At 64.9% G+C, this 22,399-nt stretch carries 26 protein-coding genes; 15 read left to right on the top strand and 11 right to left on the bottom strand.

Annotation, left to right across the window (positions count from 1 at the left end; all coding sequences use genetic code 11):
• Positions 1 to 945, top strand: coding sequence for a D-2-hydroxyacid dehydrogenase (locus AC1RRJ_RS09455; RefSeq protein WP_493121939.1), 945 nt, complete (start codon positions 1 to 3; stop codon positions 943 to 945).
• Here AC1RRJ_RS09455 and AC1RRJ_RS09450 read toward each other — a convergent pair.
• From AC1RRJ_RS09450 to pyk, 6 genes are all read right to left on the bottom strand, one after another.
• Positions 942 to 1,790, bottom strand: coding sequence for a metallophosphoesterase (locus AC1RRJ_RS09450; protein ID WP_493121937.1), 849 nt, complete (start codon positions 1,788 to 1,790; stop codon positions 942 to 944). The genes AC1RRJ_RS09455 and AC1RRJ_RS09450 overlap by 4 nt on opposite strands.
• 46 nt (positions 1,791 to 1,836) lie before the next feature.
• Entirely contained in the window at positions 1,837 to 3,771 is a 1,935-nt protein-coding gene (locus AC1RRJ_RS09445; RefSeq protein WP_493121935.1) for a cytochrome c3 family protein, read from the bottom strand.
• A 16-nt stretch (positions 3,772 to 3,787) separates the two neighbouring features.
• Positions 3,788 to 4,669, bottom strand: a complete 882-nt coding sequence (locus AC1RRJ_RS09440) for a hypothetical protein (protein ID WP_493121933.1) — start codon at positions 4,667 to 4,669, stop codon at positions 3,788 to 3,790.
• Positions 4,669 to 7,107 carry an NAD(P)-binding domain-containing protein gene (locus tag AC1RRJ_RS09435; protein WP_493121931.1) on the bottom strand — a complete coding sequence of 813 codons (2,439 nt, stop codon included), beginning with the start codon at positions 7,105 to 7,107 and terminating at the stop codon, positions 4,669 to 4,671. The genes AC1RRJ_RS09440 and AC1RRJ_RS09435 overlap by 1 nt, the downstream gene beginning before the upstream one ends.
• Before the next feature lie 204 nt (positions 7,108 to 7,311).
• A complete protein-coding gene (locus AC1RRJ_RS09430; protein ID WP_493121929.1) occupies positions 7,312 to 8,085 on the bottom strand; it encodes an arginyltransferase in 774 nt (257 codons plus the stop codon).
• Between the two features lie 179 nt (positions 8,086 to 8,264).
• Complete coding sequence (gene pyk / locus AC1RRJ_RS09425; protein ID WP_493121927.1) at positions 8,265 to 9,722, bottom strand: pyruvate kinase; 1,458 nt, start codon at positions 9,720 to 9,722, stop codon at positions 8,265 to 8,267.
• A 114-nt stretch (positions 9,723 to 9,836) separates the two neighbouring features.
• Here pyk and AC1RRJ_RS09420 point away from each other — a divergent pair, with 114 nt between their 5' ends.
• The 3 genes from AC1RRJ_RS09420 to AC1RRJ_RS09410 all read left to right on the top strand — a co-directional run bounded on the left by AC1RRJ_RS09420 (position 9,837) and on the right by AC1RRJ_RS09410 (position 10,810).
• Entirely contained in the window at positions 9,837 to 10,157 is a 321-nt protein-coding gene (locus tag AC1RRJ_RS09420; protein ID WP_493121925.1) for a DUF1244 domain-containing protein, read from the top strand.
• Between the two features lie 63 nt (positions 10,158 to 10,220).
• Complete coding sequence (locus tag AC1RRJ_RS09415; RefSeq protein ID WP_088474124.1) at positions 10,221 to 10,463, top strand: DUF2312 domain-containing protein; 243 nt, start codon at positions 10,221 to 10,223, stop codon at positions 10,461 to 10,463.
• 29 nt (positions 10,464 to 10,492) lie between these two features.
• Positions 10,493 to 10,810, top strand: coding sequence for a heavy metal-binding domain-containing protein (locus AC1RRJ_RS09410; protein ID WP_493121922.1), 318 nt, complete (start codon positions 10,493 to 10,495; stop codon positions 10,808 to 10,810).
• Between the two features lie 22 nt (positions 10,811 to 10,832).
• Here the strand turns inward: AC1RRJ_RS09410 and AC1RRJ_RS09405 are convergent, their stop codons facing one another.
• Positions 10,833 to 11,126: a YciI family protein gene (locus AC1RRJ_RS09405; protein WP_493121920.1), complete on the bottom strand. Its 294-nt coding sequence runs from the start codon at positions 11,124 to 11,126 to the stop codon at positions 10,833 to 10,835.
• A gap of 115 nt (positions 11,127 to 11,241) precedes the next feature.
• Here AC1RRJ_RS09405 and AC1RRJ_RS09400 point away from each other — a divergent pair, with 115 nt between their 5' ends.
• The 11 genes from AC1RRJ_RS09400 (at position 11,242) to pal (ending at position 19,303) form a co-directional block, all read left to right on the top strand.
• Complete coding sequence (locus AC1RRJ_RS09400) at positions 11,242 to 11,988, top strand: YebC/PmpR family DNA-binding transcriptional regulator (RefSeq protein WP_493121918.1); 747 nt, start codon at positions 11,242 to 11,244, stop codon at positions 11,986 to 11,988.
• Positions 11,989 to 12,094: 106 nt separating this feature from the next.
• Positions 12,095 to 12,589: a crossover junction endodeoxyribonuclease RuvC gene (gene ruvC / locus AC1RRJ_RS09395; protein WP_493121916.1), complete on the top strand. Its 495-nt coding sequence runs from the start codon at positions 12,095 to 12,097 to the stop codon at positions 12,587 to 12,589.
• Positions 12,590 to 12,671: 82 nt separating this feature from the next.
• Positions 12,672 to 13,274, top strand: a complete 603-nt coding sequence (ruvA, locus tag AC1RRJ_RS09390; protein WP_493121914.1) for a Holliday junction branch migration protein RuvA — start codon at positions 12,672 to 12,674, stop codon at positions 13,272 to 13,274.
• Positions 13,271 to 13,675 (top strand): GFA family protein, encoded by a 405-nt coding sequence (locus AC1RRJ_RS09385; RefSeq protein ID WP_493121912.1) that lies wholly within the window; start codon positions 13,271 to 13,273, stop codon positions 13,673 to 13,675. The genes ruvA and AC1RRJ_RS09385 overlap by 4 nt, the downstream gene beginning before the upstream one ends.
• Positions 13,668 to 14,699 (top strand): Holliday junction branch migration DNA helicase RuvB, encoded by a 1,032-nt coding sequence (gene ruvB / locus AC1RRJ_RS09380; protein ID WP_493121909.1) that lies wholly within the window; start codon positions 13,668 to 13,670, stop codon positions 14,697 to 14,699. The genes AC1RRJ_RS09385 and ruvB overlap by 8 nt, the downstream gene beginning before the upstream one ends.
• Before the next feature lie 101 nt (positions 14,700 to 14,800).
• Positions 14,801 to 15,280 (top strand): YbgC/FadM family acyl-CoA thioesterase, encoded by a 480-nt coding sequence (locus AC1RRJ_RS09375; protein ID WP_493121907.1) that lies wholly within the window; start codon positions 14,801 to 14,803, stop codon positions 15,278 to 15,280.
• Positions 15,274 to 15,972 carry a protein TolQ gene (gene tolQ, locus AC1RRJ_RS09370; protein ID WP_493121905.1) on the top strand — a complete coding sequence of 233 codons (699 nt, stop codon included), beginning with the start codon at positions 15,274 to 15,276 and terminating at the stop codon, positions 15,970 to 15,972. The genes AC1RRJ_RS09375 and tolQ overlap by 7 nt, the downstream gene beginning before the upstream one ends.
• Positions 15,972 to 16,481, top strand: a complete 510-nt coding sequence (tolR, locus tag AC1RRJ_RS09365; RefSeq protein WP_493121903.1) for a protein TolR — start codon at positions 15,972 to 15,974, stop codon at positions 16,479 to 16,481. Before tolQ ends, tolR begins: the two co-directional genes overlap by 1 nt.
• 6 nt (positions 16,482 to 16,487) lie before the next feature.
• On the top strand, positions 16,488 to 17,312 hold the full coding sequence (locus AC1RRJ_RS09360; protein WP_493121900.1) for a hypothetical protein: 825 nt from the start codon (positions 16,488 to 16,490) through the stop codon (positions 17,310 to 17,312).
• Positions 17,313 to 17,317: 5 nt separating this feature from the next.
• Positions 17,318 to 18,676 carry a Tol-Pal system beta propeller repeat protein TolB gene (gene tolB / locus AC1RRJ_RS09355; protein ID WP_493121898.1) on the top strand — a complete coding sequence of 453 codons (1,359 nt, stop codon included), beginning with the start codon at positions 17,318 to 17,320 and terminating at the stop codon, positions 18,674 to 18,676.
• A gap of 114 nt (positions 18,677 to 18,790) precedes the next feature.
• Positions 18,791 to 19,303 carry a peptidoglycan-associated lipoprotein Pal gene (gene pal / locus AC1RRJ_RS09350; RefSeq protein ID WP_493121896.1) on the top strand — a complete coding sequence of 171 codons (513 nt, stop codon included), beginning with the start codon at positions 18,791 to 18,793 and terminating at the stop codon, positions 19,301 to 19,303.
• On the opposite strand, the gene AC1RRJ_RS09345 is transcribed toward pal, so the two are convergent.
• Genes AC1RRJ_RS09345 through gspL form a run of 4 tightly spaced genes read right to left on the bottom strand, consistent with a single transcriptional unit; the run spans position 19,290 to position 22,399 of the window.
• Entirely contained in the window at positions 19,290 to 20,060 is a 771-nt protein-coding gene (locus AC1RRJ_RS09345; protein WP_493121894.1) for a prepilin peptidase, read from the bottom strand. The two genes, pal and AC1RRJ_RS09345, sit on opposite strands and share 14 nt — an antisense overlap.
• Before the next feature lies 1 nt (position 20,061).
• Positions 20,062 to 20,778, bottom strand: a complete 717-nt coding sequence (locus tag AC1RRJ_RS09340; protein ID WP_493121892.1) for a type II secretion system protein N — start codon at positions 20,776 to 20,778, stop codon at positions 20,062 to 20,064.
• Positions 20,775 to 21,257: a type II secretion system protein M gene (locus AC1RRJ_RS09335; RefSeq protein WP_493121890.1), complete on the bottom strand. Its 483-nt coding sequence runs from the start codon at positions 21,255 to 21,257 to the stop codon at positions 20,775 to 20,777. Before AC1RRJ_RS09335 ends, AC1RRJ_RS09340 begins: the two co-directional genes overlap by 4 nt.
• Positions 21,254 to 22,399, bottom strand: a complete 1,146-nt coding sequence (gene gspL, locus AC1RRJ_RS09330) for a type II secretion system protein GspL (RefSeq protein WP_493121888.1) — start codon at positions 22,397 to 22,399, stop codon at positions 21,254 to 21,256. The genes AC1RRJ_RS09335 and gspL overlap by 4 nt, the downstream gene beginning before the upstream one ends.

Here is a 22,399-nt window from a genome sequence, read left to right as displayed (position 1 = left end):
ATGACCAAGACCGTCACCGTCCTTTCGGGCCTGATCCGTCCGCTCGTTGAAAGCCGCCTCCCCGACTGGGTCGAACCGCGTTTCTTCATGTCGAAAGAGGAAGCGATGGCGCTCGCACCCACCGCCGAGATCGGCTGGTTCGACATGTACGACAAGAAGGACATGGGCGCCGTCATCAGCGCCGCGACGCAACTCAAATGGCTCAATTCGATCTATGCCGGGGTCGACGGCATGCCGCTCGAGCTGTTGCGCGAACGCGACACGGTGGTGACCAACGGCGCCGGGATCAACGCGATCACCATCGCCGAATATGTCGTGATGGGAATGCTGACCGTTGCCAAGGGCTATCGCGAGGTCGTGCGCGCGCAGGAACGCCGCGAGTGGCTCATCGATTCGCCGGGCAAGGTTGAGCTGTTCGGATCGAAGGCGCTGCTGCTCGGCTATGGCGCGATCGGCAAACTCGTCGAAGAACGGTTGAAGGCTTTTGCCGTCGACGTCACCGTCGTCCGCCGCTCGCCCGGCCCGAACACACTCACCCCCGACCAGTGGCGCGAAAGGCTCGGCGATTTCGACTGGGTGATCCTCGCGGTCCCCGCGACCCCCGAAACCGACGGCATGATCGGCGCCGCCGAACTCGCGGCGATGAAGCCGAGCGCGACACTCATCAACATCGCCCGCGGCGCGGTGGTCGATCAGGATGCGCTGGTCGAAGCCCTGAACAGCCAGAGCATCGCCGCGGCCTTTCTCGACGTCACCACCCCCGAACCGCTGCCCGCCGACAATCCGCTATGGAGCCTCGACAACGCCCACATCACCATGCACCTGTCGGGCCGCGCGCAGGACAAGATGTTCGTGCGATCGGCCGAACGCTTCCTCGAAAATCTGGACCGCTGGCACAAGGGCGAAACCGTCGCGCCGCTGGTCGACCTGACGCTGGGTTACTAACCCGGCCGCTCGGCTTTCAATTCGCGCACTAGCGGCTGCAAATTCGCGTCATATTTGGCAAGCATCGTGTGCGCGCCGGCATGGTCGTAAAAGCTGACCAGTTCGCGCCCGTTCCAACGGTGGAGCGCGTAGGCGGGGTCTTCGGCGACGATCATCGGGCGATCATCGGGACGGTTTTCGTCGATCGGGCGGAGGTCGAGGGCGACCTGCGGTGCCGTCGACGAGCAAATGGCAATCGTGCGCCCTTCCCATGCCACCGTGACGCTGCGGTGAAGATGACCGCAAATCAACCCGCGCACCTGGGGATGCCGGCGAACGACATTGGTGAAGGTCGCGACCCAGGGTTCATCCGCATGGGTGTTCATCCACTCGATCCCACTTTCGATCGGCGGATGGTGCATGATTATGTAGGTCGGCTTGTGGGGCAGTTTCTGGAGTTCGGCCTCTAGCCAGGCGGCGCGGACGTCGCAGAAAGCGCCGCCGTGGCGGCCTTCCTCGAGCGTATCGATCGTCACCAGCCTGAGCTCGGGAAGCTCGATTGTGTATTGAACGAAGCCGTTTCCGTCGTCGAAACCCGGAAAACGGTCGTGGAAATTGTCGCGCAAATCATGGTTGCCGACGCTCGGCCACACCGGAAAGGGACAGCGCGAAAAGGCGGTGGCGAGGCGGCGATAGCTGTCGGGGTCACCGCGGTCGCTGATGTCGCCGGTCGCGAGCAGCAGGTCGGGGCGGTTCGGTCCGTCGATCAGCACGTCGAGCACTTCGTCGAGCCGCTTGCGATTATATTCCGCCGGATTGTCGGGATCGAACCCGATATGCAGATCGGTGATCTGGGCGATCAGCATGTGCGTCCCCTGCTCCAGCCGCCTCGTCCCAGCCGCCCCATTGTCATCATCCACCTCGCCTCGCGCCGTTCAGCGCCGGTGCGCGCCACGTCACCTCATAAAGCCCCTGCCGTTCGGGGCCTGTGATCAGGCTCACATCATAAGCGCCGCGCTGCGGACGATCTGTGATCGCGGTCACATTTTTCTTGCGCTGGCGCGACGGCATCCACGGTTTTCCGCCATCCGAGTGATATTCATGGCACATCGCGCACGGCGATTCAGTCGCGGTTTTGACCTTGACCAGCCGCGCCCCGGTTTCGCCGACATGGCAATCACGGCACTGGCGCAGCCCGGGCACGAGCAGGTCGCTCGACTGCTTCGAGCCAGTCGCGCTGGTGTGGCAGTCGGCGCAGTCGGTTTCCTTGTGCGCGTCATGATCGAACCAGCCCTTTTGCAGGAAGCGCTGGGTCTGGATCACCGGCGTCACGCGCCAGCCATTGCCCGCCTGCGGCGCAACGACGGTGTGGCAGTCGTAACAGGCGCCGCCCTTTGAGAAGACCGCGCGCACCGCATCTGCGGCGCGGTTCGGACGCACCGCAACCTCGCGGAAATAGATATTATAGACCTGGCCCTCGGCATAAGCGCCGGGGCGCCGCCGCTCCATTCCGCCAAGCTGGAGCGGCCGCGTCGGCGGGGTCGAACGATAGTAAGCGGTGAGGTCGGCGACGACCTGATCGGGCTCGCCGTGGCGCAATGTTCGCGTCACACCGCCGACGGTTTCGAAGGCGAGGCTGTGGCACATCGCGCAGTCGCGTTGCATCTCGACCGGCTTGATCCGCACGCCGTCGGCTTCGGGCTTGTGGCAATTGCTGCACTCAAGCTTTTGCCCGAAATCATAGCGGCCGCGGAAACTCGCCGCCATGCGCGCAACCCCGCCGGTCGCCTGCAAATGCATGTCGTGCGGGAATTTCAGGCCACCGAAATCGCGCACGGCCTTGCCCGGCATCGCACGGGTCGGCTTCGCGCCCAGCGCCGCGCGAACGAGCGGGCGGAATTCGGGATGCCCGGTGCCAAAATCGGCAGCGTCGGCGAGCGTCGTCGGATGCCCCGCGGTCTTGAGCCGCGCCGACATGCCGTCATGACAGTCGGCGCAGAATTTCTGCGGCGTCGCGGGCATCGGCCCAGCGCCCTCATGCTCGGTATGGCAATCGACGCAGCGCCCCTGCGGTTTGTTGAAGGTCTTGGCGAAGCCCTCGAGAATCCGTTCGCCCACCCCCGGTGGGTGGCGCGCGGCGAGCAGCATCGCGGTCGGCGCATTGGCATGCGCCATGCTCATCGCCTTATGCTCGCCGGTGTGACAGCCCACGCACGCCTTGTCGGTCACCGCCACGAACGGCTCGACATGACACGACTGGCAATCCTTCTTCAGGCTGGCGTGCGCGCTCGACAAATCGCCCGAAAGCCAAGCGCTGTCGGCATGATAACCGTCGGGGCGCTCGTCGACATTCTTATAGCTGTGCCACGCCCAGATCGGCCCGATCAGGAAGGCGAGCAGCATCAGCAGGCCGAACGCCCATGCTCCGACGCGCTTACCGATCATCACGCCCTGCAGCGAAAAGGCCTTTACCTCGTCGACATCCTTCGACGATTGCGACACATCGTCGATCCGCTCGACGAGCAGGATGATATTCTCACCCTCGCGCGCGATCGTCAGCCGGTGCCCGCCAAAGCGCAGTTCGCCGCCCGCGGCGCTGTCGATGTCGGCGACGTCATGGGTGCGGCCGTTGAGGTCGAAGCCCAACCCCTCCTGCGCCACGACGCGCACATGGCGGCCGTCCTTGCTCGTGATCGTCGCATGCTGCGGGTTCACCGCCAGATCGGCGATATGGATGATGTTGCTGCCGTCACGGCCCAGCGTGATCACATCGCCGGGCAGCGCCTGATCGCGGATGATTTGCTTGCCGGTTTTCGTCGTCGAAATGCGGCGCAGGATGAAGCTCATATTTCCCCTCCCCGCCTTACCAGTAGAAAAAGACGCTGATGATATGCGCCGACAGCGCCGCGATCAGCGCGAAGGTCAGCGGCACATGCACATAAAGCCAGATTTCGAGCAGCCCGCGAATCCGCAGATGCTTGCGCAGCCGCGTCAGCGCCGCTTCCTTTTGCGACAACAGGCCGACGACCTTTTCGCGCGCCTCGGCATCGCTGCTGCGCGACGCCGACAGGGTGCGAAGCGCAGCGGCGGTCGCGCACCCGGGATAGCGCCCCGACAGGCGCGCGCGGATGCTGCCCGCAAACGGGTCTTCCTCGAGCGCCGCGAGCACTGGCGCGGTATCTTCAGGCGTCAGCGGCTGCGCCGCCGCGTGCAATTGCCGGTCGAAGGCGCGGATCGCCTCGAGCATCTGCATCTGCGTCATTTCATCGCGGTTATTCGACAGCGCCTTGGGCAAGGTCGCATAGGCGATGACGCCATAAAGCCCCGAGAGGATCACCAGCATCATCAGCGCCCATGCGAGGGTGTGGACGTTCCAACCAAGCTGAAACCCGGTGTGCCAGGTGCCGATGACGATCAGGCTGAGTCCGAGATAGACATGCGCCGAGGTCCACGCCTTCAGCGACCAGGCGGTGCTCGTCATCTTGCGCTTGCGATAGCCAAGCGCAGTGAGCCAGAGGATCAGTCCGGCGCCAATCGTGCCGAGCGTATAGCCATACCAGCTGCCGCCATTGTGCCGCGGCGTGACATCGACCAGTGCATAGCTGACGATGACCAGCAGGCAGAGCCCGCCCGAAATCTTTGCCCAGCGGAAATCGGCGTGGCGCAGAAAGCCTTCATGGCGCCGCTCGCGAATCCGCTCGGTCTGGGTCGCCTTGTTACGGCGGCGTTGGAAGAGCGACGCCATCAGCCGGCATCCTCTTCGAGCCGCGCGATCGACAGAAATTCCTCGGGCGAGACGCGGATCGCCGCGCCGGTCGGGCACGCGCGAACGCAAGCGGGACCGCCCGATATGCCCTTGCACATATCGCACTTCACCGCGATTTTCTTGGGCTTCTTGCCCTCGGGCATATTCGCCTTGGTCCATTTGGGCGAAGGCTCGCCCGGGCCGGGGCCGAACCCGGTGAGCAGCCAGCGCAGCAGGCTGGGCTTCTCGGGCGGCGCCGCCTCCATGCGGATCACGCCATAGGGGCAGTTGCGCATGCAGTTGCCGCAACCGATGCAGCCTTCCTCCATGAATACTTCGCCGTCGGGGCCGCGATGGATCACATTCGGCGGGCAGTCGGCCATGCAATGCGGATGCTCGCAGTGGCGGCAACTGGTCGGCACATGAAGATGCGCGAAGGTCTTGCCCGCCTCGCGGTCGAGCCGCGACAGGCCTTCATGGCTGTCGGCGCACGCCTTTTCGCAATTGTCGCAGCCGACGCACAGATTTTCGTCGATCAGCAGCGCGTCGGTCGCCTCGCCCAACCCCTCCTTCATGATGAAGGTCGCGGTGTCCGAATAGAGATCGACCGCGCTCGAATAGCTCGCCTTGCGTGATTCGATGAAGCTGTTCATCTGCGCGCGCTCGGCGACGGCTTTCTCGGTCGCCTCGCGCACCTGCGGCCGCGCCGCGAGCATCGCCTTGAAGCCCGCGCCGGTCAGCTTGATGACCTCGCTGCCGACCGCGGCCTTGACCGTGGCATTGCGCGGCGCGCCGCTGAGCACCGCCATTTCGCCGAAATAGCTGCCGGCGGGCAGATAGCGCAGGAAGATCGGTTTGCCGCCGATATCCTTTTCGACGACCATCGATCCCGACCGGATGACATAGACGTCGTCGCCCGCGTCGCCCTCCTGAAGCACGACCTTGCCCGCGGGGACGCGGATCACCTCGGCATCGTCGACGACCGGCGCCAGATCCTCGACCGTCAGGCCGCCCTTGAAAATCTGAAGCAGCTGGCGCTCGAGCGAGATGCGGTTGATCACGCGCTTGGCGCCCGGAACCGATCCCATCAGTTTCAGCGCCGCGGTGCGCGATACTTCGACGAAGATGCTGTCGGCGCCCGCGCGGATCGTCGCGCCGCGCTTGCGGCCCGAGATCAGACCGACTTCGCCGAAGATCGAACCCTCTTCGATCGGAACGGTAACGCCGGGCGCGACTTCGACCAGCGCTTGCCCGTCGGCGATCGCGAAGAGAGACGAGCCCGGCTCGTCCTTTTCGAACACGACGTCGCCGGTGCGATAAAATGCAACCTTCGAATCGAGCATGAATTCGCGCATCTGCAGCGGCGAGACATCGGCGAAGATGCGAATGCGCGTGCGCAGAAATTCCAGCCATTCGCTGACCGACTTCTGCTGCGGCAAGCCCGCGAAGATCGCTGCCAGATCCTTTTCGTCGGCGGGGGTCAGCGCCTGATTGCCGTTCAGAAACTCGACGACGTCATAGCCCTGATTCATGCAATGCTTGATCAGCGGATAGCCCGCGAGCGCACCGATGACATAGATGCCGGGCACCGTCGTCTCGAACGTCGGCGACAGCTTCGGAAAGGCTTCGCGGTCGGGCCCCGTGAACTCGATCCCCATCGATTCGACGAAGCCGCGCGGCGCGACCGAACCGAGGCGCGCGACAATGACGTCGCATTCGATCTTCTCGTCGCCCGTTGGGGTTTCGAGCGTCAGCCAGCCGGGTTCAACCAGCTTGGGCTGGGTCTCGGTCCGAATGCTCATCGAGCCGTTTTCGCCCGCCTCCATCATGTCGGACACATTCTTCGGCTTGGCGCGCGCGAAATCCTTGGATCGGTTGAGGATGGTGACCGTGTTTTCGAGCGCTTCTTCGGCGACGCCGAGCGCGTTTTCGATCCCCGCATCGCCCGATCCGACGACGGTGATATGCTTGTCCTTGAAATCTTCGGGGTCGTCGACGGTATAGATGATGTGCGGCAGATCGTTTCCGGGGCAGCGCATCCGGTTCGGATTGCCCTGCGTCCCGATCGCGAGGACGATATGCTCGGCGACGATGACATCGCCCTTCGCGGTCTTGATCTGGAACGCGCCCTTCGCGCCCGTCACCTCGACGACTTCGGCGTGATAGGCGACGCTGATCTTGTTGGCAGCGGCATCCTCGTCCCAGATGCCAAGGATCGTCTCGCGCGCGCCCTCGTCGAAACGGCAGTCGGAGCGCAGGTCGAGGCGATTGGGCGTCGCCATGACATGCTTGCCCTTTTGATATTTATAGATGGTGTCGGACAGATGGTCGGTCTTTTCGAGCAGGACATGGCTCAGCCCAAGCTGCGCGGCGCGCGACGCGGCGCTGAGCCCCGCAGGCCCCGAACCGATGATCGCGACCTTGACCGGCTCGCTCATGCGCGCAGACTCCGATTGCCGAAGCGCTCAGCCAAAGCGGCTGCCATGCTGTTGAAAAGATTGCACTTAGGCATCCCTATCCCCCCTTCGCCAGCCCCCCGGCGAGATCACAATGGATGCGACCCGGACTTATGTCCTGGGTGAGAAGCTATGCCCTTGAAAGCGGGGCAAGGTCAATGGTGGTCGAGATATTCTGGCGACGCTTCAGGCGAGTTCGAATATCTCCGCGATGCGATCCGACGCGACAGGCTCGAAACGCGACCAGCCGTCGGGACCAAGGCGCTCAAGCGGACGGAAGCGCGCCTTATACGCCATCCGCGACGACCCTTCGATCCAATAGCCCAGATAGACATAGGCAAGTCCAGCCTTGGCGGCGCGCAGCACATGGTCGGCGATGATATAGGTACCCAGCCCCTCGCGCAGCGGATGGTGGGCATCGAAGAAGCTGTAGATCATCGACAGGCCGTCGCCCTGGCGATCGGTCAGGCAGCAACCGACGAGGCGGCCCGGAGCACCATCCACTGACGGTTCGCGATATTCGATCATATGGCTGTCGACCGGGGTCTGTTCGACCATGTCGGCGAAATCCTGTTCGTCCATATCAGCCATCCCGCCATTGGGATGGCGCGACCCGAGATAGGAGCGCAGCAGCGCATATTGCTCTTCGGTCGCCCAGGGCTTGCAGGCGGTGGCGACGAGATCGCCGTTGCGACGCAGAGTGCGCTTCTGCGAATTGCTCGGCGCATATTCGCTCGCACAAACGCGCACCGACACGCAGGCCGAGCAATCGGCGCAGCTCGGGCGATAAGCGACCGACTGGCTGCGCCGGAACCCGATACGGCCCAACGCATCGTTCAGCTCGTTCGCATTATTGCCGCTCAGTTCGGTGAACACCTTGCGCTCGGTCTTGCCCGCCAGATACGGGCAAGGCGCCGGGCTGGTCACGAAGAAGCGCGGGAAACGAAACGGTGCGGACACGCGGGCTGGACCTCCGGACTTGCAATGCCGATCCCCCGATGCGGGTCCGACGCACTACATCCACCAACTATGCCGCTCCGCGTCAATGGTGCAAAGAGCATTTACCATTTTTGAACGTCCCGTTCTGAATCACCCCGGAAATTTTCTGAATCGGCCGGAAACTCTTGTGCCAGACTGAGTCAATCCGCGTAGTCGCGCAGTTCGTCTCCGGTCAGCGTCGCGACGTGGAGCACGTTGGTCGACCCCGGCGTACCGAACGGAACCCCCGCCATCATCACCAGCTTGGCGCCCGCACGGCCGATGCCGTGGCGCAGCGCCATGCGCTTGCCCTTGGCGATCATTTCTTCAAAGCTGCCGATATCCTTGGTCGGGACGGCATGCGCACCCCACAGGAGTCCAAGCCGCCGCGCTGCCTCGCGCTTCGGCGTCAGCACGAGCAGGGGCGCGCCCGGTCGTTCGCGCGCGACGCGGCGCGCGGTCGAACCCGATGCGGTGAAACAAATGATCGCGTCGGCATCGATCGTCCCGATGATGCCGCCCGCCGCTTCGGCGAGCGCATCGGCGGTCGTCGCATCGGGCAGGGTTTCGGTGAAATGCAGCCGCCGATAATAATCGGGATCGCTTTCGACCGAGCGCGCAATACTGTCCATCATCGTCACCGCCTCGACCGGCCAAGCACCCGCCGCAGTTTCGGCCGACAGCATGATCGCATCGGCGCCGTCATAAATGGCGGTCGCGACGTCGGACACTTCGGCGCGCGTCGGCGAGGGCGAGACGATCATCGATTCGAGCATCTGGGTCGCGACGACGACGGGCTTGCCCATCCGCCGCGCGGTCGCGACGATGCGCTTTTGCAGCGGCGGCACGGCTTCGGGGGGCAATTCGACCCCCAGATCGCCGCGCGCGACCATCGCGGCGTCGGCGAGCTCCAAAATCTCTTCGAGCCGCTGGACGCCCGCGGGCTTTTCGAATTTCACGAGCAGCGCTGCCTTGCCGCCGATCAGCCGCCGCGCTTCGGCGACATCCTCGGGCCGCTGCACGAACGACAGCGCGACCCAGTCGACATGCTGTTCGAGCGCGAAGGTCAGGTCCTTGCGGTCCTTTTCGGTCAACGCCGCGAGCGGAACGACGACGTCGGGGACGTTGACCCCCTTGCGGTCCGAAATCTTGCCGCCGACCTCGACCACCGTCTCGATCCTGTTCGCGCTGACGCTCTGGACGCGCAGCACCAGCTTGCCATCGTCAATCAGCAGGCGCGTGCCCGCCTCGGCCGCCGCAAAAAGCTCGGGGTGCGGCAAGTGAACGCGCGTCACATCGCCCGGCACCGTGTCGGTATCGAGCGTGAAGAGCGCGCCCTTCACCAGCTCGACCGGCCCATCCTTGAACGCGCCGACGCGCAATTTCGGCCCCTGCAGATCGACGAGGATCGTCGTCGGGCGGCCGGTACCCTTTTCGAGCGCGCGGATCGCCGCGATCACCTTGGCGTGACCGGCGTGATCGCCGTGGCTCATATTGACGCGAAAGGCGTCGGCGCCGGCGCGGTGCAGCGCGGCGATCATCTCGGGGGTTGCGCTCGCGGGGCCAAGGGTCGCCAGAATGCGCACCTTGCGCTGGCGGGGGGTAAATTGTTGGACCACATTTGCTCCGCTGGTTGAACTGCCGTTACGTCCGGGTGGCATGACGCGTTGATCGCGCCAGCGCAACCGCCGTATAGCTATTCATCCACCCGAACCGACGAACGGAGAATCCCAATGTCCTGCAGCGACGACCAGACCGCACCAAACGACGCGCTCGACACTTTGGACGATGCGGTCGCGGCTGCGGCCTTTCGCCGCCTCGTCCGCCTGCTCCGGCATCGCAGCGACGCCGCGAACATCGACCTGATGGGGCTCGCCGGATTTTGCCGCAACTGCCTCGGTGACTGGATCGCCGAAGCGGGCGACATGGACAAGGAAGCCGGCCGCGCGATCGTCCACGGCATGCCTACAGCAGCATGGAAAACCCTCCATCACACTCCTGCGACACCCGAACAGCTCGCGCGGATGGAAGAAAGCATGGCCAAGAATCCCTGACCTCGCTACTGCGACGCCGAGGCGATTCTCGCGCCACCCCATCCAGACTTAGCGGAGTTAAAAATGAGCGAAGCCACCGTGTCCGACCAGCAACTGCGTCTTTTCATCGAACGCATCGAGCGGCTGGAAGAAGAGAAAAAGGGCATCGCCGACGATATTCGCGACACCTATAATGAGTCGAAATCGCAGGGTTACGATCCGAAGATCATGCGTCAGATCGTTCGCCTGCGCAAATTGCCGCCGCACGACCGCAAGGAAATGGAAGCGATCCTCGACGTGTATAAAAGCGCACTCGGGATCGACTGACCCCCGTCATCCAATCAGGGAGAGAGACGATGTTCAGTACCACCACCAACACGCTCGAGGGCCGTCCGGTCCGCGAATATCTGGGCATCGTCACCGGCGAAGTAATCGTCGGCGCCAATCTTTTCCGCGATTTGTTCGCCAGCATCACCGATATCGTCGGCGGGCGGTCGGGCAAATATGAAGATGTCCTGGCCCGCGCGCGCAAGGAAGCCATCGCCGAGATGGAAGCCGAAGCGGCGCGGCTGGGCGGCAATGCGGTGGTCGGCGTCGACCTCGACTATGAAGTACTCGGCCAGAACGGGTCGATGCTGATGGTCTCGGCCAGCGGGACGGCGGTCGTCGTTTGACCTTCGCAGCCGGGCCCGGACGCTAGTCGACGGGCAGCGCGCGAATCTCGACCGTACCACCGCATTCGAACACCGGGTTCCCGATCACCAGACGCCGCGCTTCGTCCACCGATGCGGCCTCGACGCGGATGTATCCGGTCAGATGGTCGGATGCCTGTGCCGGGTCGCCGTTTTTTCGGAGGCAGATTCCCGCCCCTATCGCGCTCCCGCCGCCGAACGCCCCACTGGCTTGCAGCTGGCCGATATAGGCCTGCCACGCGGAGTCGCTTTCCTGCGCGACCGTATCGTCGTGCATCAACAGAATATAATCGCCCATCGCTCGCCTCCTGATTTTGGTTAGCATGCCGCATCGGCGCCGTGGTTGCCACCTTCCGCGCACCAAGCTAGGAGCCGCGATAAATCTTGTCCGCTATTCGTCAAAGGAGCCAGCCGTGGCCGGCCATAGTAAATTCAAGAACATCATGCACCGCAAGGGTGCGCAAGACAAAAAGCGCAGCTCGCTGTTTTCCAAGCTTTCGCGGGAAATCACCGTCGCAGCGAAAATGGGCCTGCCCGATCCCGACGCGAATGCCCGTCTCCGTGCAGCGATCAACGCCGCCAAGGCGCAGTCGGTGCCCAAGGACAATATCCAGCGCGCGATCGACAAGGCATCGGGCGGCGAGGGCGATAATTACGAAGAAATCCGGTACGAAGGCTATGGCCCCGGTGGCGTTTCGCTGATTGTCGAAGCCCTGACCGACAACCGCAATCGCACCGCGACAAACGTCCGCACCGCGTTCAGCAAAAATGGCGGCAACCTCGGCACCTCGGGCAGCGTCAGCCACGGTTTCGACCGGCTCGGCCTGATCAGCTACCCCGCCAAAGCGGGTGATGCCGACACGGTTTTCGAAGCCGCGCTCGACGCGGGCGCCAACGATGTTGAATCGTCCGAAGATGGTCATGAAATCTGGACCAACGTCGACGGCCTGCACGAAGTCGCGAAAGCGCTCGAGGGCAAGCTCGGCGAAGCCGAGGGCGTGAAGCTCGCATGGCGCCCGACGCTGAAGAGTGAAATCACGGACCAGTCGATGGCGCAAACCTTGTTCAAGCTGATCGACACGCTCGACGACGACGATGACGTCCAGACCGTGTGGGGTAATTATGAAATCCCCGACGCAGTGATGGAGAAATTGGGCTGATGCCTACCTCCCCTCCCGCTAGCGGGAGGGGCCGGGGGTGGGCCCTTCAGGGGCAACGCCACTTGCCCACCCCAAACCCCTCCGGCAAGCAGGAGGGGCTTTTCTGATGATTATCCTTGGCCTCGATCCCTCGCTCACTTGCACCGGCTGGGGCATCATCCGCGTCGAGGGCAGCCGGATCAGCCATGTCGCCAACGGGCAGGTAAAAACCGACACCAAGGCGCCCCTGCCCGACCGGCTCGCGCATCTCGACACGGTGCTCGCGGCGGTGATCGCCGATCATGGCCCGGAGTGCGCCGCGGTCGAGGAAATCTTCGTCAACGACAATCCGCAATCGACGCTGAAGCTCGCACACGCGCGCGGCGTGGTCCTGCTCGGCTGCGCGCGCGCCGGATTGCCTGTCGGCGAATATGCGCCGCGCCTCGTCAAGAAAGCGATCGTCGGCACCGGCGGCGCGGCGAAGGAGCAGGTGCAGGCGATGCTGCGCGTGCTGCTACCCGGCGCGAAGGTCGTGGGGGCCGATGCTGCCGATGCGCTGGCGGTCGCGATCTGCCACGCGAACCATCGACCGCGCTATAATATTTCGTCGCCCCGGACTTGATCCGGCGTGACGAAGCGGGGGTATATCTGACGAGGAAGGGAAATTGATTCCCTTTTCGTTCTCCTCGCGCTAGGCAAAGCGCATGATCGCAAAACTCACCGGACGGTTGGACAGCAGCGCCGCAGGCCATGCGGTGATCGATGTTGGCGGTGTCGGTTATCTGGTCGAAGCCTCGGCCCGCACCCTCGACGCCTTGGGCCCGACGGGCGGCGATGTGACCATCCACACCGAAATGCTGGTCGGCGAGGATTTCCTGCGCCTGCTCGGCTTTGCCAAGGCCGAGGAACGCGACTGGTTCCGCCTGCTCACCCACGTCCAAGGCGTCGGTACGAAGGTCGCGCTCGCGATCCTCTCCGCACTGGAAATCAGCGACCTCCAGCGCGCCCTCGCGAGCGGCGACAGTGCGATGATCGCGCGCGCGAACGGCGTCGGGCCGAAGCTCGCACAGCGGATTACGCATGAACTGAAGGACAAGGCAGGCGCGCTCGGCGGGATATCGGGTGGCGGAGGTGGAACCCTGTCCTCCGCCCCCGGCCCGCTCGGCGACGCCGTCACCGCCCTCACCGGCCTTGGCTTCAAGCCCGGTGAGGCGAGCGCCGCCGTTGCGGCCGCGAGCGAGGAACTGGGCGCCGACGCGAGCCTCGACGCGCTGGTTCGGGTGGCGCTGAAGAAAGCGGCGAAGTGATCGACCGGGTCCGCCACGCATCCTGCCGTTGCGGCCAGCTCCGCATCGCCTGCACCGGCGAGCCCATCCGCGTGTCGGTCTGCCATTGCCGCGAGTGCAAGGCGCGGAGCGGTAGCGCCTTTGCCGCGCAGGTTCGCTTCCCCGCCGAGCAAATCCGCACCGAGGGCGAGCCGAAGATGTGGCAATACACCGGCGACAGCGGCAACATCGCCGATTTTTTCTTCTGCGGCACCTGCGGTTCGGGTGTCTGGTACAGGGCGAGACCCTATCATGAGGCCTATGCGGTGCCGCTCGGCAATTTCGAGCCGGGCCACGGCTTTGTGCCCGACTATTCTGTCTATGAGGAGCGGCAAGAGCCTTGGGTTTCGATTACTGGCGATGCAATAGAACATCATGACTGAACCCGTCGGCCTCACCACCCCGATCCGCACGCCCGAAGATGCCGACGCAGCGCTGCGTCCCAAGACGCTGGCCGAATTCGTCGGGCAGGCGGCGGCGCGCGAAAACCTCCGCATTTTTGTCGAGGCTGCGAAGGCGCGCGGCGACGCGCTCGACCATGTGCTGTTTTTTGGCCCGCCGGGGCTCGGCAAGACGACGCTGGCTCAGATCGTCGCGCGCGAGCTTGGCGTCGGCTTCCGTTCGACCTCGGGCCCGGTGATCGCCAAGGCGGGCGATCTTGCCGCGCTGCTCACCAATCTCGAGGACGGCGATGTGCTGTTCATCGACGAGATCCACCGGCTGTCACCTGCGGTCGAGGAAATCCTCTATCCCGCGATGGAGGATCGCGCGCTCGACATCATGATTGGCGAAGGGCCCTCGGCGCGATCGGTGCGAATCGATCTGCCCAAATTCACCCTCGTTGGCGCGACGACGCGGCAGGGGTTGCTGACGACCCCGCTACGCGACCGCTTCGGAATTCCGGTACGGCTCAATTTTTATACGCATGCCGAGCTGCAGCAGGTGATCACCCGCGCGGCGAAACTGCTGTCGCTGCCGATCGCACCCGATGGGGCACTGGAGATTGCAAGGCGCGCGCGCGGAACGCCGCGCATCGCAGGGCGACTGCTCCGCCGTGTGCGCGATTTTGCCACCGTAGCCGGGCACGCGATCGTCGACCGCAAGGCCGCCGACTCCGCGCTCAACCGGCTGGAGGTCGACGCGCTCGGGCTCGATGCGATGGACCGCCGTTACCTCACCATGATCGCCGATATTTATCGCGGCGGGCCGGTCGGGGTCGAAACGCTCGCGGCGGGCTTGTCCGAACCCCGCGACACGGTTGAAGACGTCATCGAACCCTATTTGCTGCAGGTCGGGCTGATCGCGCGCACCGCACGCGGGCGCATGCTCAACGCCAGCGCATGGAAACATCTGGGGCTCAATCCGCCCGCCGGATCGCAGGACGGATTGTTCGATCAGGGCAAGTAGCGCGCAATTGCGCGGTTTTCTTCCGCCAAACGGCACGAAGGTGCGACGAATCGTTGATCAGGGGTTTGCGGCGAGTCCCCCACCGGCTATCGGTCAGAACAATGGTCGACGTTCCTCCCCCCTTCGTCCCCGGCGCCTTCGTCGGGGCCGCGCATCATTACCAGGCGCGGGTCTATTTTGAAGACACCGACCTGTCGGGGATCGTCTATCACGCGAATTATCTGCGTTATATGGAACGCGCACGATCCGACATGCTGCGCCTCGCCGGGATCGACCAGCGCGCGGCGATGGAGGGCGGCGAAGGCGCCTGGGCGGTCACCGATCTCGCCATCAAATATCGTAGTCCCGCGAAGCTCGACGACGACCTGCTCGTCGTCAGCACGGTGGAGGCGGTGCGCGGTGCGAGCGTGATTATCGCGCAGCGCATCCTTCGCGGTCATGACACGTTAAGCGACCAAACGCTTACAGACGGACGTGTTACCGCCGCATTCCTGTCACCCGAAGGCCGGCCGCGCCGCCAGCCCGCGGGCTGGGCCGACCGATTTACCGCCATCATGAATGGAGAGATTTTCCCTTGCTAGACAATATCTCGCTGGCCGCCGATGCGGCGACGCTGTCGCCCGTGGCGCTGTTCCTGCAAGCCGACATCATCGTGAAAGCGGTGATGATCGGGCTTCTCGGCGCCTCCATCTATGTCTGGACCGTGATCATCGGCCATGGCCGCGGCGTCAGCAAAATGATGAGCGCGTCCGAACGCTTCGAGCGCGATTTCTGGCGCGCAGGCAATATCGACAAATTTTTCGAAGAAAATGGCCGCGAGGAATTGCCGAGCGCGAAGATCCTCGGCGCAGGCATCAGCGAATGGCGCCGGTCGACGGTGGGCAAGACGGTCGATCGCGACGGCACCCGCGAACGGCTGGGCATTGCGATGAACAGTGCGATCGCGGGCGAAGTCGACCGGCTCGCCGAAAAGATCGGGACGCTCGCAACCATCGGGTCGGTTGCACCCTTCGTCGGACTGTTCGGCACCGTGTGGGGCATCATGCGCAGCTTCACCGCGATCGCGGCGGAAAATAACAGCAGCCTTGCCGTCGTCGCGCCGGGGATCGCCGAGGCGCTGTTCGCGACCGCGATCGGCCTGTTCGCAGCCATCCCTGCCGTCATCGCGTACAACAGCTTTTCGCAGCGCCTGAACCGGCTCGAATCGCGGCTGGGCCGCTTCGCCGACGGGCTGCACGCAACCTTCAGCCGCGAACTCGAGGTCGAAGCCTGATGGCGATGTCGGGCCCTTCCGGCGGCGCCAGCGCGCGGCGTGGCCGCGGGCGACATCGCGCGCCGATGTCCGAAATCAACGTCACCCCGCTGGTCGACGTGATGCTGGTGCTGTTGATCATCTTCATGATCACCGCGCCCTTGCTTGCTTCGGCGGTGCCGATCGACCTGCCCGAAAGCCGCGCAAAGCCCGTCGAGACCGAAGAGCAGGAGCCCGTACAGTTGTCGATCAACGCCGACGACACGCTGTACATTGGCGAAGAGGTGGTGTCCGAGGCCGATTTGCCCGCGCGGCTCGACGCGATCGCGCGCGAGGCGAAGGAAGGGGACAAGCCGCGCCAGATCATGCTGCGCGCCGACAAGGGCCTCGACTATGGTCGCGTGATGCGCGTGATGGGCGAGCTCAACCGCGCAGGCCTGTCGCGGATCGCGCTGGTGACGACCGGGTCCGAGACCGCACCGGCGGCCGCTGAACCGGCGGTCACTGCGGGTTCAGATAGCGGACAATAGGCAAGAATGATGACCGAAACACGGGCAGCGGGGGGAAATGAAGGACGCGGCATCGCCATCGCGGTGGCGGCGCATATCGTCATTGTCGGCCTGCTTTCGGTGCAATGGACCGCGGGCGACCGCCGCTTCGACAATCCGCCGATGGAGGTCGACCTGATCGCCGAAACCGCGCCGACTTCGACCGCACCGGTGATCAGCGATACCCCGCCCGCCGCGCGGCTGGGAGAAGAGGAAGCCGTCGACATCGCGGCGCCCGAACCGATGCCCGCGCCGCCCGAGCCCGAACCGGTGGTGCGGCCAATGCCAGCACCGACGCCCAAGCAGGTCGCGCGTCCGGTAGTGACTCCCAAGAAGACTCCACCTGCTGCGCAAAAGGCGCAGCCCAAGGCGGCACCGAAAGCACCTCCGGCGAAGAAGACACCGACGCGGCCCACCGGCAGGCTTGATGGTCTGGTCGATGGTCTGGCGAAAGACGCCCCCAAGGTTCCGCCCAAAAAGGGGGCCCCGGCGGCCGCGACGGCGGCCGAGGTTCGCCGCTCGATCGACGTCAGCATCAAGGCCGCCGTGGCGTCGCGCTGGAACCGATGTCAGGTCAGCGGCTTCGATGCCGACCAGCTCAAGACCGTGGTGAAGTTCCGCCTGACCCAATCGGGCGCGTTGGCCGGTTTCACCAGCGTCACGACCACCGGTGAGAATGACAGCAACAAGAACCTGGTCCAGCGCCATCAGGAATGCGCCAAACGCGCGGTCGAACTCGCCGCGCCCTTCGACCTGCCCGAAGAAAATTACAGCTTCTGGCAGAATTACACGCTCGATTTCATCAAGAGGTAAGTGAGATGATCCTCCGCACCAGCCTTTCCTTCGCCCTGTTGCTGACCACCGCTCCGGTGTTCGCCCAGACCGCCGTGCCACCCGCAGTCACGCCAACCGAGCCGCGCGAAACGATCGAGGGCACACTGTCGCAGGATCGCACCGTCATCGCCGTTCCCGCGCTCGCAACCCCGGCGGTAACGACCGTCGCCGGGCTGCGCACCGATAGCCTCGGCCGCCAGATCGCCGAAGTCATCGCCGCAGATCTCGAGCGCAGCGGGTTGTACGCGCCGCTCGGCCCCGGCAGCGTCCGCGCGATCAGCATGGCCGAAGTGCGCGCGCCGCAATTTGCCGACTGGAAAGCGCGCAACGCCGAAAATGTCGTCCATGGCTTCGTTCAGGCGAGCGGAACCGGCGGGCTCGTCGTCGGCTGCTATCTTTACGACACCGACCTCGGCACCGAACTGGTGCGCCAGGGTTTTGAAATCCAGCCCGGCGACTGGCGCCGCGCTGCGCACAAATGCGCCGACGCCATTTATTCGCGGCTGTCGGGCGAAGCGCCCTTCTTCGACAGCCGCGTCGCCTATATCGCCGAGAGCGGGCCCAAGGGGAACCGCATCAAGCGGCTCGCGATCATGGACAGCGACGGCGGCAATCACCGCTTCGTCACCAACGGTCAGGCGCTGGCAATCAGCCCGCGCTTCTCGCCCGATTACAAGAAGATCGTCTATGTCAGCTATTTGAACAACCGCGTTCGCGTGTTCATTTACGACGTCGCCAGCGGGTCGCAGAAGCTGGTGACCGAAAGCGGCAACACGACCTTCGCGCCGCGCTGGTCGCCCGATGGGTCGCAGATCCTCTATTCGATGGCGGTCGGCGGCAACACCGACATCTATCGCATCTCGGCGAATGGCGGAACGCCCGTGCGGCTGACGAGCACCCCCGGGATCAACGTCGGCGGCAGCTTCTCGCCCGATGGCAAGAAGATCGTGTTCGAAAGCGACCGGTCGGGCAGCCAGCAAGTCTATACGATGAACATCGACGGGTCGAACCAGCAACGGATCAGCTTTGGCGGCGGGCGCTATGCGACCCCCGAATGGTCGCCGCGCGGCGATTTGATCGCCTTCACTCGCCTCGGCGGCGGCGAGTTTCGTATCGGGGTGATGACCCCGTCGGGCGGCGGCGTGCGCATGCTGACCAACAGCTGGCAGGATGAAGCGCCAACATGGTCGCCGAACGGTCGCGTGCTGCAATTCTTCCGCACCTCGCCGGGCCGCGAGGGCAAGTCCAGCCTGTGGCAGGTCGACCTGACCGGCGTGAACCTTCGCCGCCTGCCGACCCCGCAGGACGGGTCGGATCCAAGCTGGGGCCCGGTGCTGCCATAACGTGCAGAAAATCAGAGGAACCAAAGGAAATCTGCGGGATTGAAGAGTCGCGTTCAACATGAGTTCATCGCGGTCACCCTTTACAACGATCGCAACAACAAGAGGACAGAAAACATGACGATACGCAAAACCACCGCGATGATCGCGGCGATCACCATGCTTGCTGTTGGCGCCTGCGCAAAAAAGGCGCCCGAAGTGCTGCCGCCGGCTCCCGAGGGTACGGGAAGCGATACCGGCACCGGAACCGGCACGGGGGTCGTGCCGGGATCGCAGGAAGATTTCGTCGCCAACGTGTCTTCGGACCGCGTATTCTTCGGTTTCGACCAGTATAATGTCGATGCCGAAGATCAGGCGACGCTGCAGAGCCAGGCCCAATGGCTGCAACGCAACCCCGCGGTCCGCGTCACGCTCGAAGGCCATGCCGACGAACGCGGCACGCGCGACTACAACATCGCGCTAGGCGAACGCCGCGCCAACGCCGCGAAAAACTATCTCTCGTCGATCGGCATCGATCCGAACCGCATTCAGGTCATCAGCTATGGCAAGGAACGCCCGGCCGAACTCGGTTCGACCGAAGAAGCCTATGCAAAGAACCGCCGCGCGGTGACCGTCATTATCGGCCGCTGATCAGCAGCCAGACTGGCACCGCTGCAAAGGCGGCGGTGCCGGCAAAGAGACCAAAGGGGATCCGCCGCTGAACCAGCGGCTGGTCCCCTTTTTCTTGTGTGGCGAGCGCCCAGACGATCCCCCCGAGGCTGGCGAGCAACAGCATCAGCGGCAGCGCCTGCCAACCCAGCCACGCGCCGATTGCTGCGACCAGCTTGGGATCGCCGCCGCCCATACCGTCTGCGCCGCGCGCACGGCGATAGGCCCAGGCGACCAGCGCCAGCGCGCCCCCGCCCGCGACGGCGCCAATCCAGCGATCGGTGAGCGCCGTCTCCATCAGCGGCCCCGCGAGCAACAGGCCGGTGGCCGCGAGCAGCGCACTCAACCGGTCGGGAAGCCAGAAATGACGTGCATCGAGCAACGCGAGCGGCAGCAACAGCCAGCCGAACAACGCCCAGAGCCAGCCCGGCACGCCGGGCATGACGGCAAGCGCCAGCGCGCCGATTAGCGCCGATCCGATCTCGACCCGGCTGTGAAACGGATCGATCCGCGCGCCGCACCGTCGGCAGCGGCCCCGCGATAAAAGCGCCGAGAGCAGCGGCACCAGATCCCATGGCGCCAGAGACCGCTTGCACGCGTCGCAATGCGAACGCCCGAGCACCGAGCGCCCGGCAGGCCAACACAGCACCAATGTTGCAATGAAACTACCGAGGATCAGCCCGATCAGCGCGGCAAAACCGACGCCCAAGCCATAGGGCAAGGCGTCGAGGGCCGGCATGTTAGAAACGGCCCGAGGTCGCCAGCACGAACCCGCCCGATCCCGCCTTGAAACCGAGCACAGCGAGCGCCGCCGCCATCGCCGGATCGCGGTCGACATTGATAGCGAATTGCGCGCGCCAAGTGCCGCTGCCGTCGAACCACAGCGTCAGCCGCTCCATCCCCGACTGGCTGGCGAGCGCCGCCTGCGCGCGGCCATTCACACACGTCAGCGGCCCCGACAGGCCGCGCGACAGGTCAAGCCCGGCGATCGGTGCCGTAACCGACAGCTGGAGCCGCCCGCTGGCCACCGCGCATTTCCCGGCGTCATCGAACTGCACCGTGGCGCCTTCGAAACGGATCGTATCGACCGGGATCATGCCAAGCCCGCCCGACATCGAGGTGACGCCATTGACGTCGGACACCCCGCGCGGATTGCTGCCGTGCAGGCGCCCCGCCAGCGCGCCAAGCCGATCATCGGCGCGCACAAAGGCCATTTCGACCCGTCCCGTCAGCAGCGCAAGCGGCGACAGGCTGGCGCGGACGGTGCCGAGCGGAAGCGCCCCGAGCCGCGCCTCGACAAGCTGCCCCGACCACACCGACCCGTGCACTTCACGCGCGGTTATGCCAGCATCCGCTGCTCCCGAAAGGCCCAGCGCGAGCCGCATCGGGAAGGTTGCGACAATGAGCAGCAGCGCAAGCAACAGCGCCGCAATAATCCAGCGACGACGCGGCATCATTGTCCGCCTTTCCTGAGTTCGGCGGTCATGCCGACGGTGCCGTCGGCGGCGGGGGTGATCGTCAGCTGATCGACGACAAAACCCTGCGCTTCCAGTGAGGCGAGCCAGTCGGTCAGCACCGGTGCCTTTGCCGTGGCGATAGCAATCGTCGCCTGACCCGAGCCCCGTGCTTCGTTGCGGTCGAGGGTCAGCCCGATTTCGCCAGCCGATTGCGTCAGATATTGATCGATCGCGACCGCATCGAGCGCCGCCGCGAGTGATTTCGCGGGCCGTTGTGCCAGCAATTGCGCCTTCGCCGTCACCCGGCCTTCGCGTTCGATCGCCGCGCGATGCTGTGCCTCGAGGTCGGTGAAAGCGGCATAGGCCGGACGCCCGAGGCCCCAGATAATAACGCCGAGCGCGAGCACCCCGGCTATGCCGACCAGCCAGCGCTCGCGCAGCGACAGGGCAATCCACCAATTTTGCAATTTCTCGGTCATGGCACCGCCCGGATCGTGACATTGGCCATTTGCTGGCCATCGGTGCCCGCCATTGGCTGCGCCGTAATGCGATAGCCGCGCGCCTGCAGCGCGAGCAGGACCTGGTTGATATCCTCGACGCGCGGCGCCGCCAGCGTCGTCGACAGCGTCCCGTCGGTGCGGTGCGACAGCGTCTTCAGCGTCACCCCCGGCGTATCGGCCATCGCATCATAGAGCGCCGATGCGGGCACCGAGAAAGCGAGCGGTCCACCCCCCGCCGCGGCGAGGCGGCGGTCGAGTTCACTCTCTGCCGCCGCTGCGTCGGACGACTTGATCCCCGCCTTCGCCGCTATGTCGATCACTGCACTGTCGGCGCGGCTGGTGTCGGCGGCGAGCCGCACGGCATGGATGATCGGGATGAGGAGGCTGACAACAAGCAGCGCGATCGCCAGAAACTTCACCAGCCGCAGCATCGCCGGATCGACCGACCAGCTACGCTTCGGCTTCCATCCCCCGCTGAGCAGATCGAGCGGCGGCGCGGCGAGCGTCAGGACCAGCGCGTCGCGCATCCGGTCGGCGTCCAGCGGCGCGATATCATGGCCGCACGCAATCAATGGGTCGAGTTCGGGGTCGGAGGCATAGGCGCGGTCCGCGGTGCGAATAATCTGTTCGCCGCCGAGTTCGGCCAACCACAAATGGTCGGGTTCGGGCGGCGGCACCGCGGCGCCCGCCGGGATGATCGCCGCCGGGGAGAGGTCCCGCGCGTTGAGCCATTCCGTCCAAGCGGTCATCGCGGCGTGGGTCGTCACCGCGACCGGTACCGCCTGCCCCGCTTCGGCGGGCTGGCCGGCGACGACGTGCAGCGCCGACGCGTCGCCAAGGCTCGCCTTCAGCGTGTCGATGCGCGCCGCGGCGGCGGCCTGCGCGGGCGCAGCGTCGGGATATTGATGCCAGCAGAGCGGCGCATCGGCGACGGGCGCGAGCGCGACCAGCCGGGCGCCGGCGCCGTTGTCCTCCGGCTTTTCCCAGGCATCGACCCAGCCGTCGTCCTGACCCGAATCGATGACCACACCGTCGTCGATGCAAAGCCACGCGGACTGCGGAACATCTTTACCGGCGAGCGCCGCCACAGGGGGCAGCCAAAGGACCAGCGTGCGCGTCAT

It is taken from the genome of Sphingopyxis sp. GW821-FHT12C06 (assembly GCF_058807415.1).
Note: the sequence above shows the minus strand (reverse complement) of the source record. Positions and strands in the feature narration are given on the sequence as shown.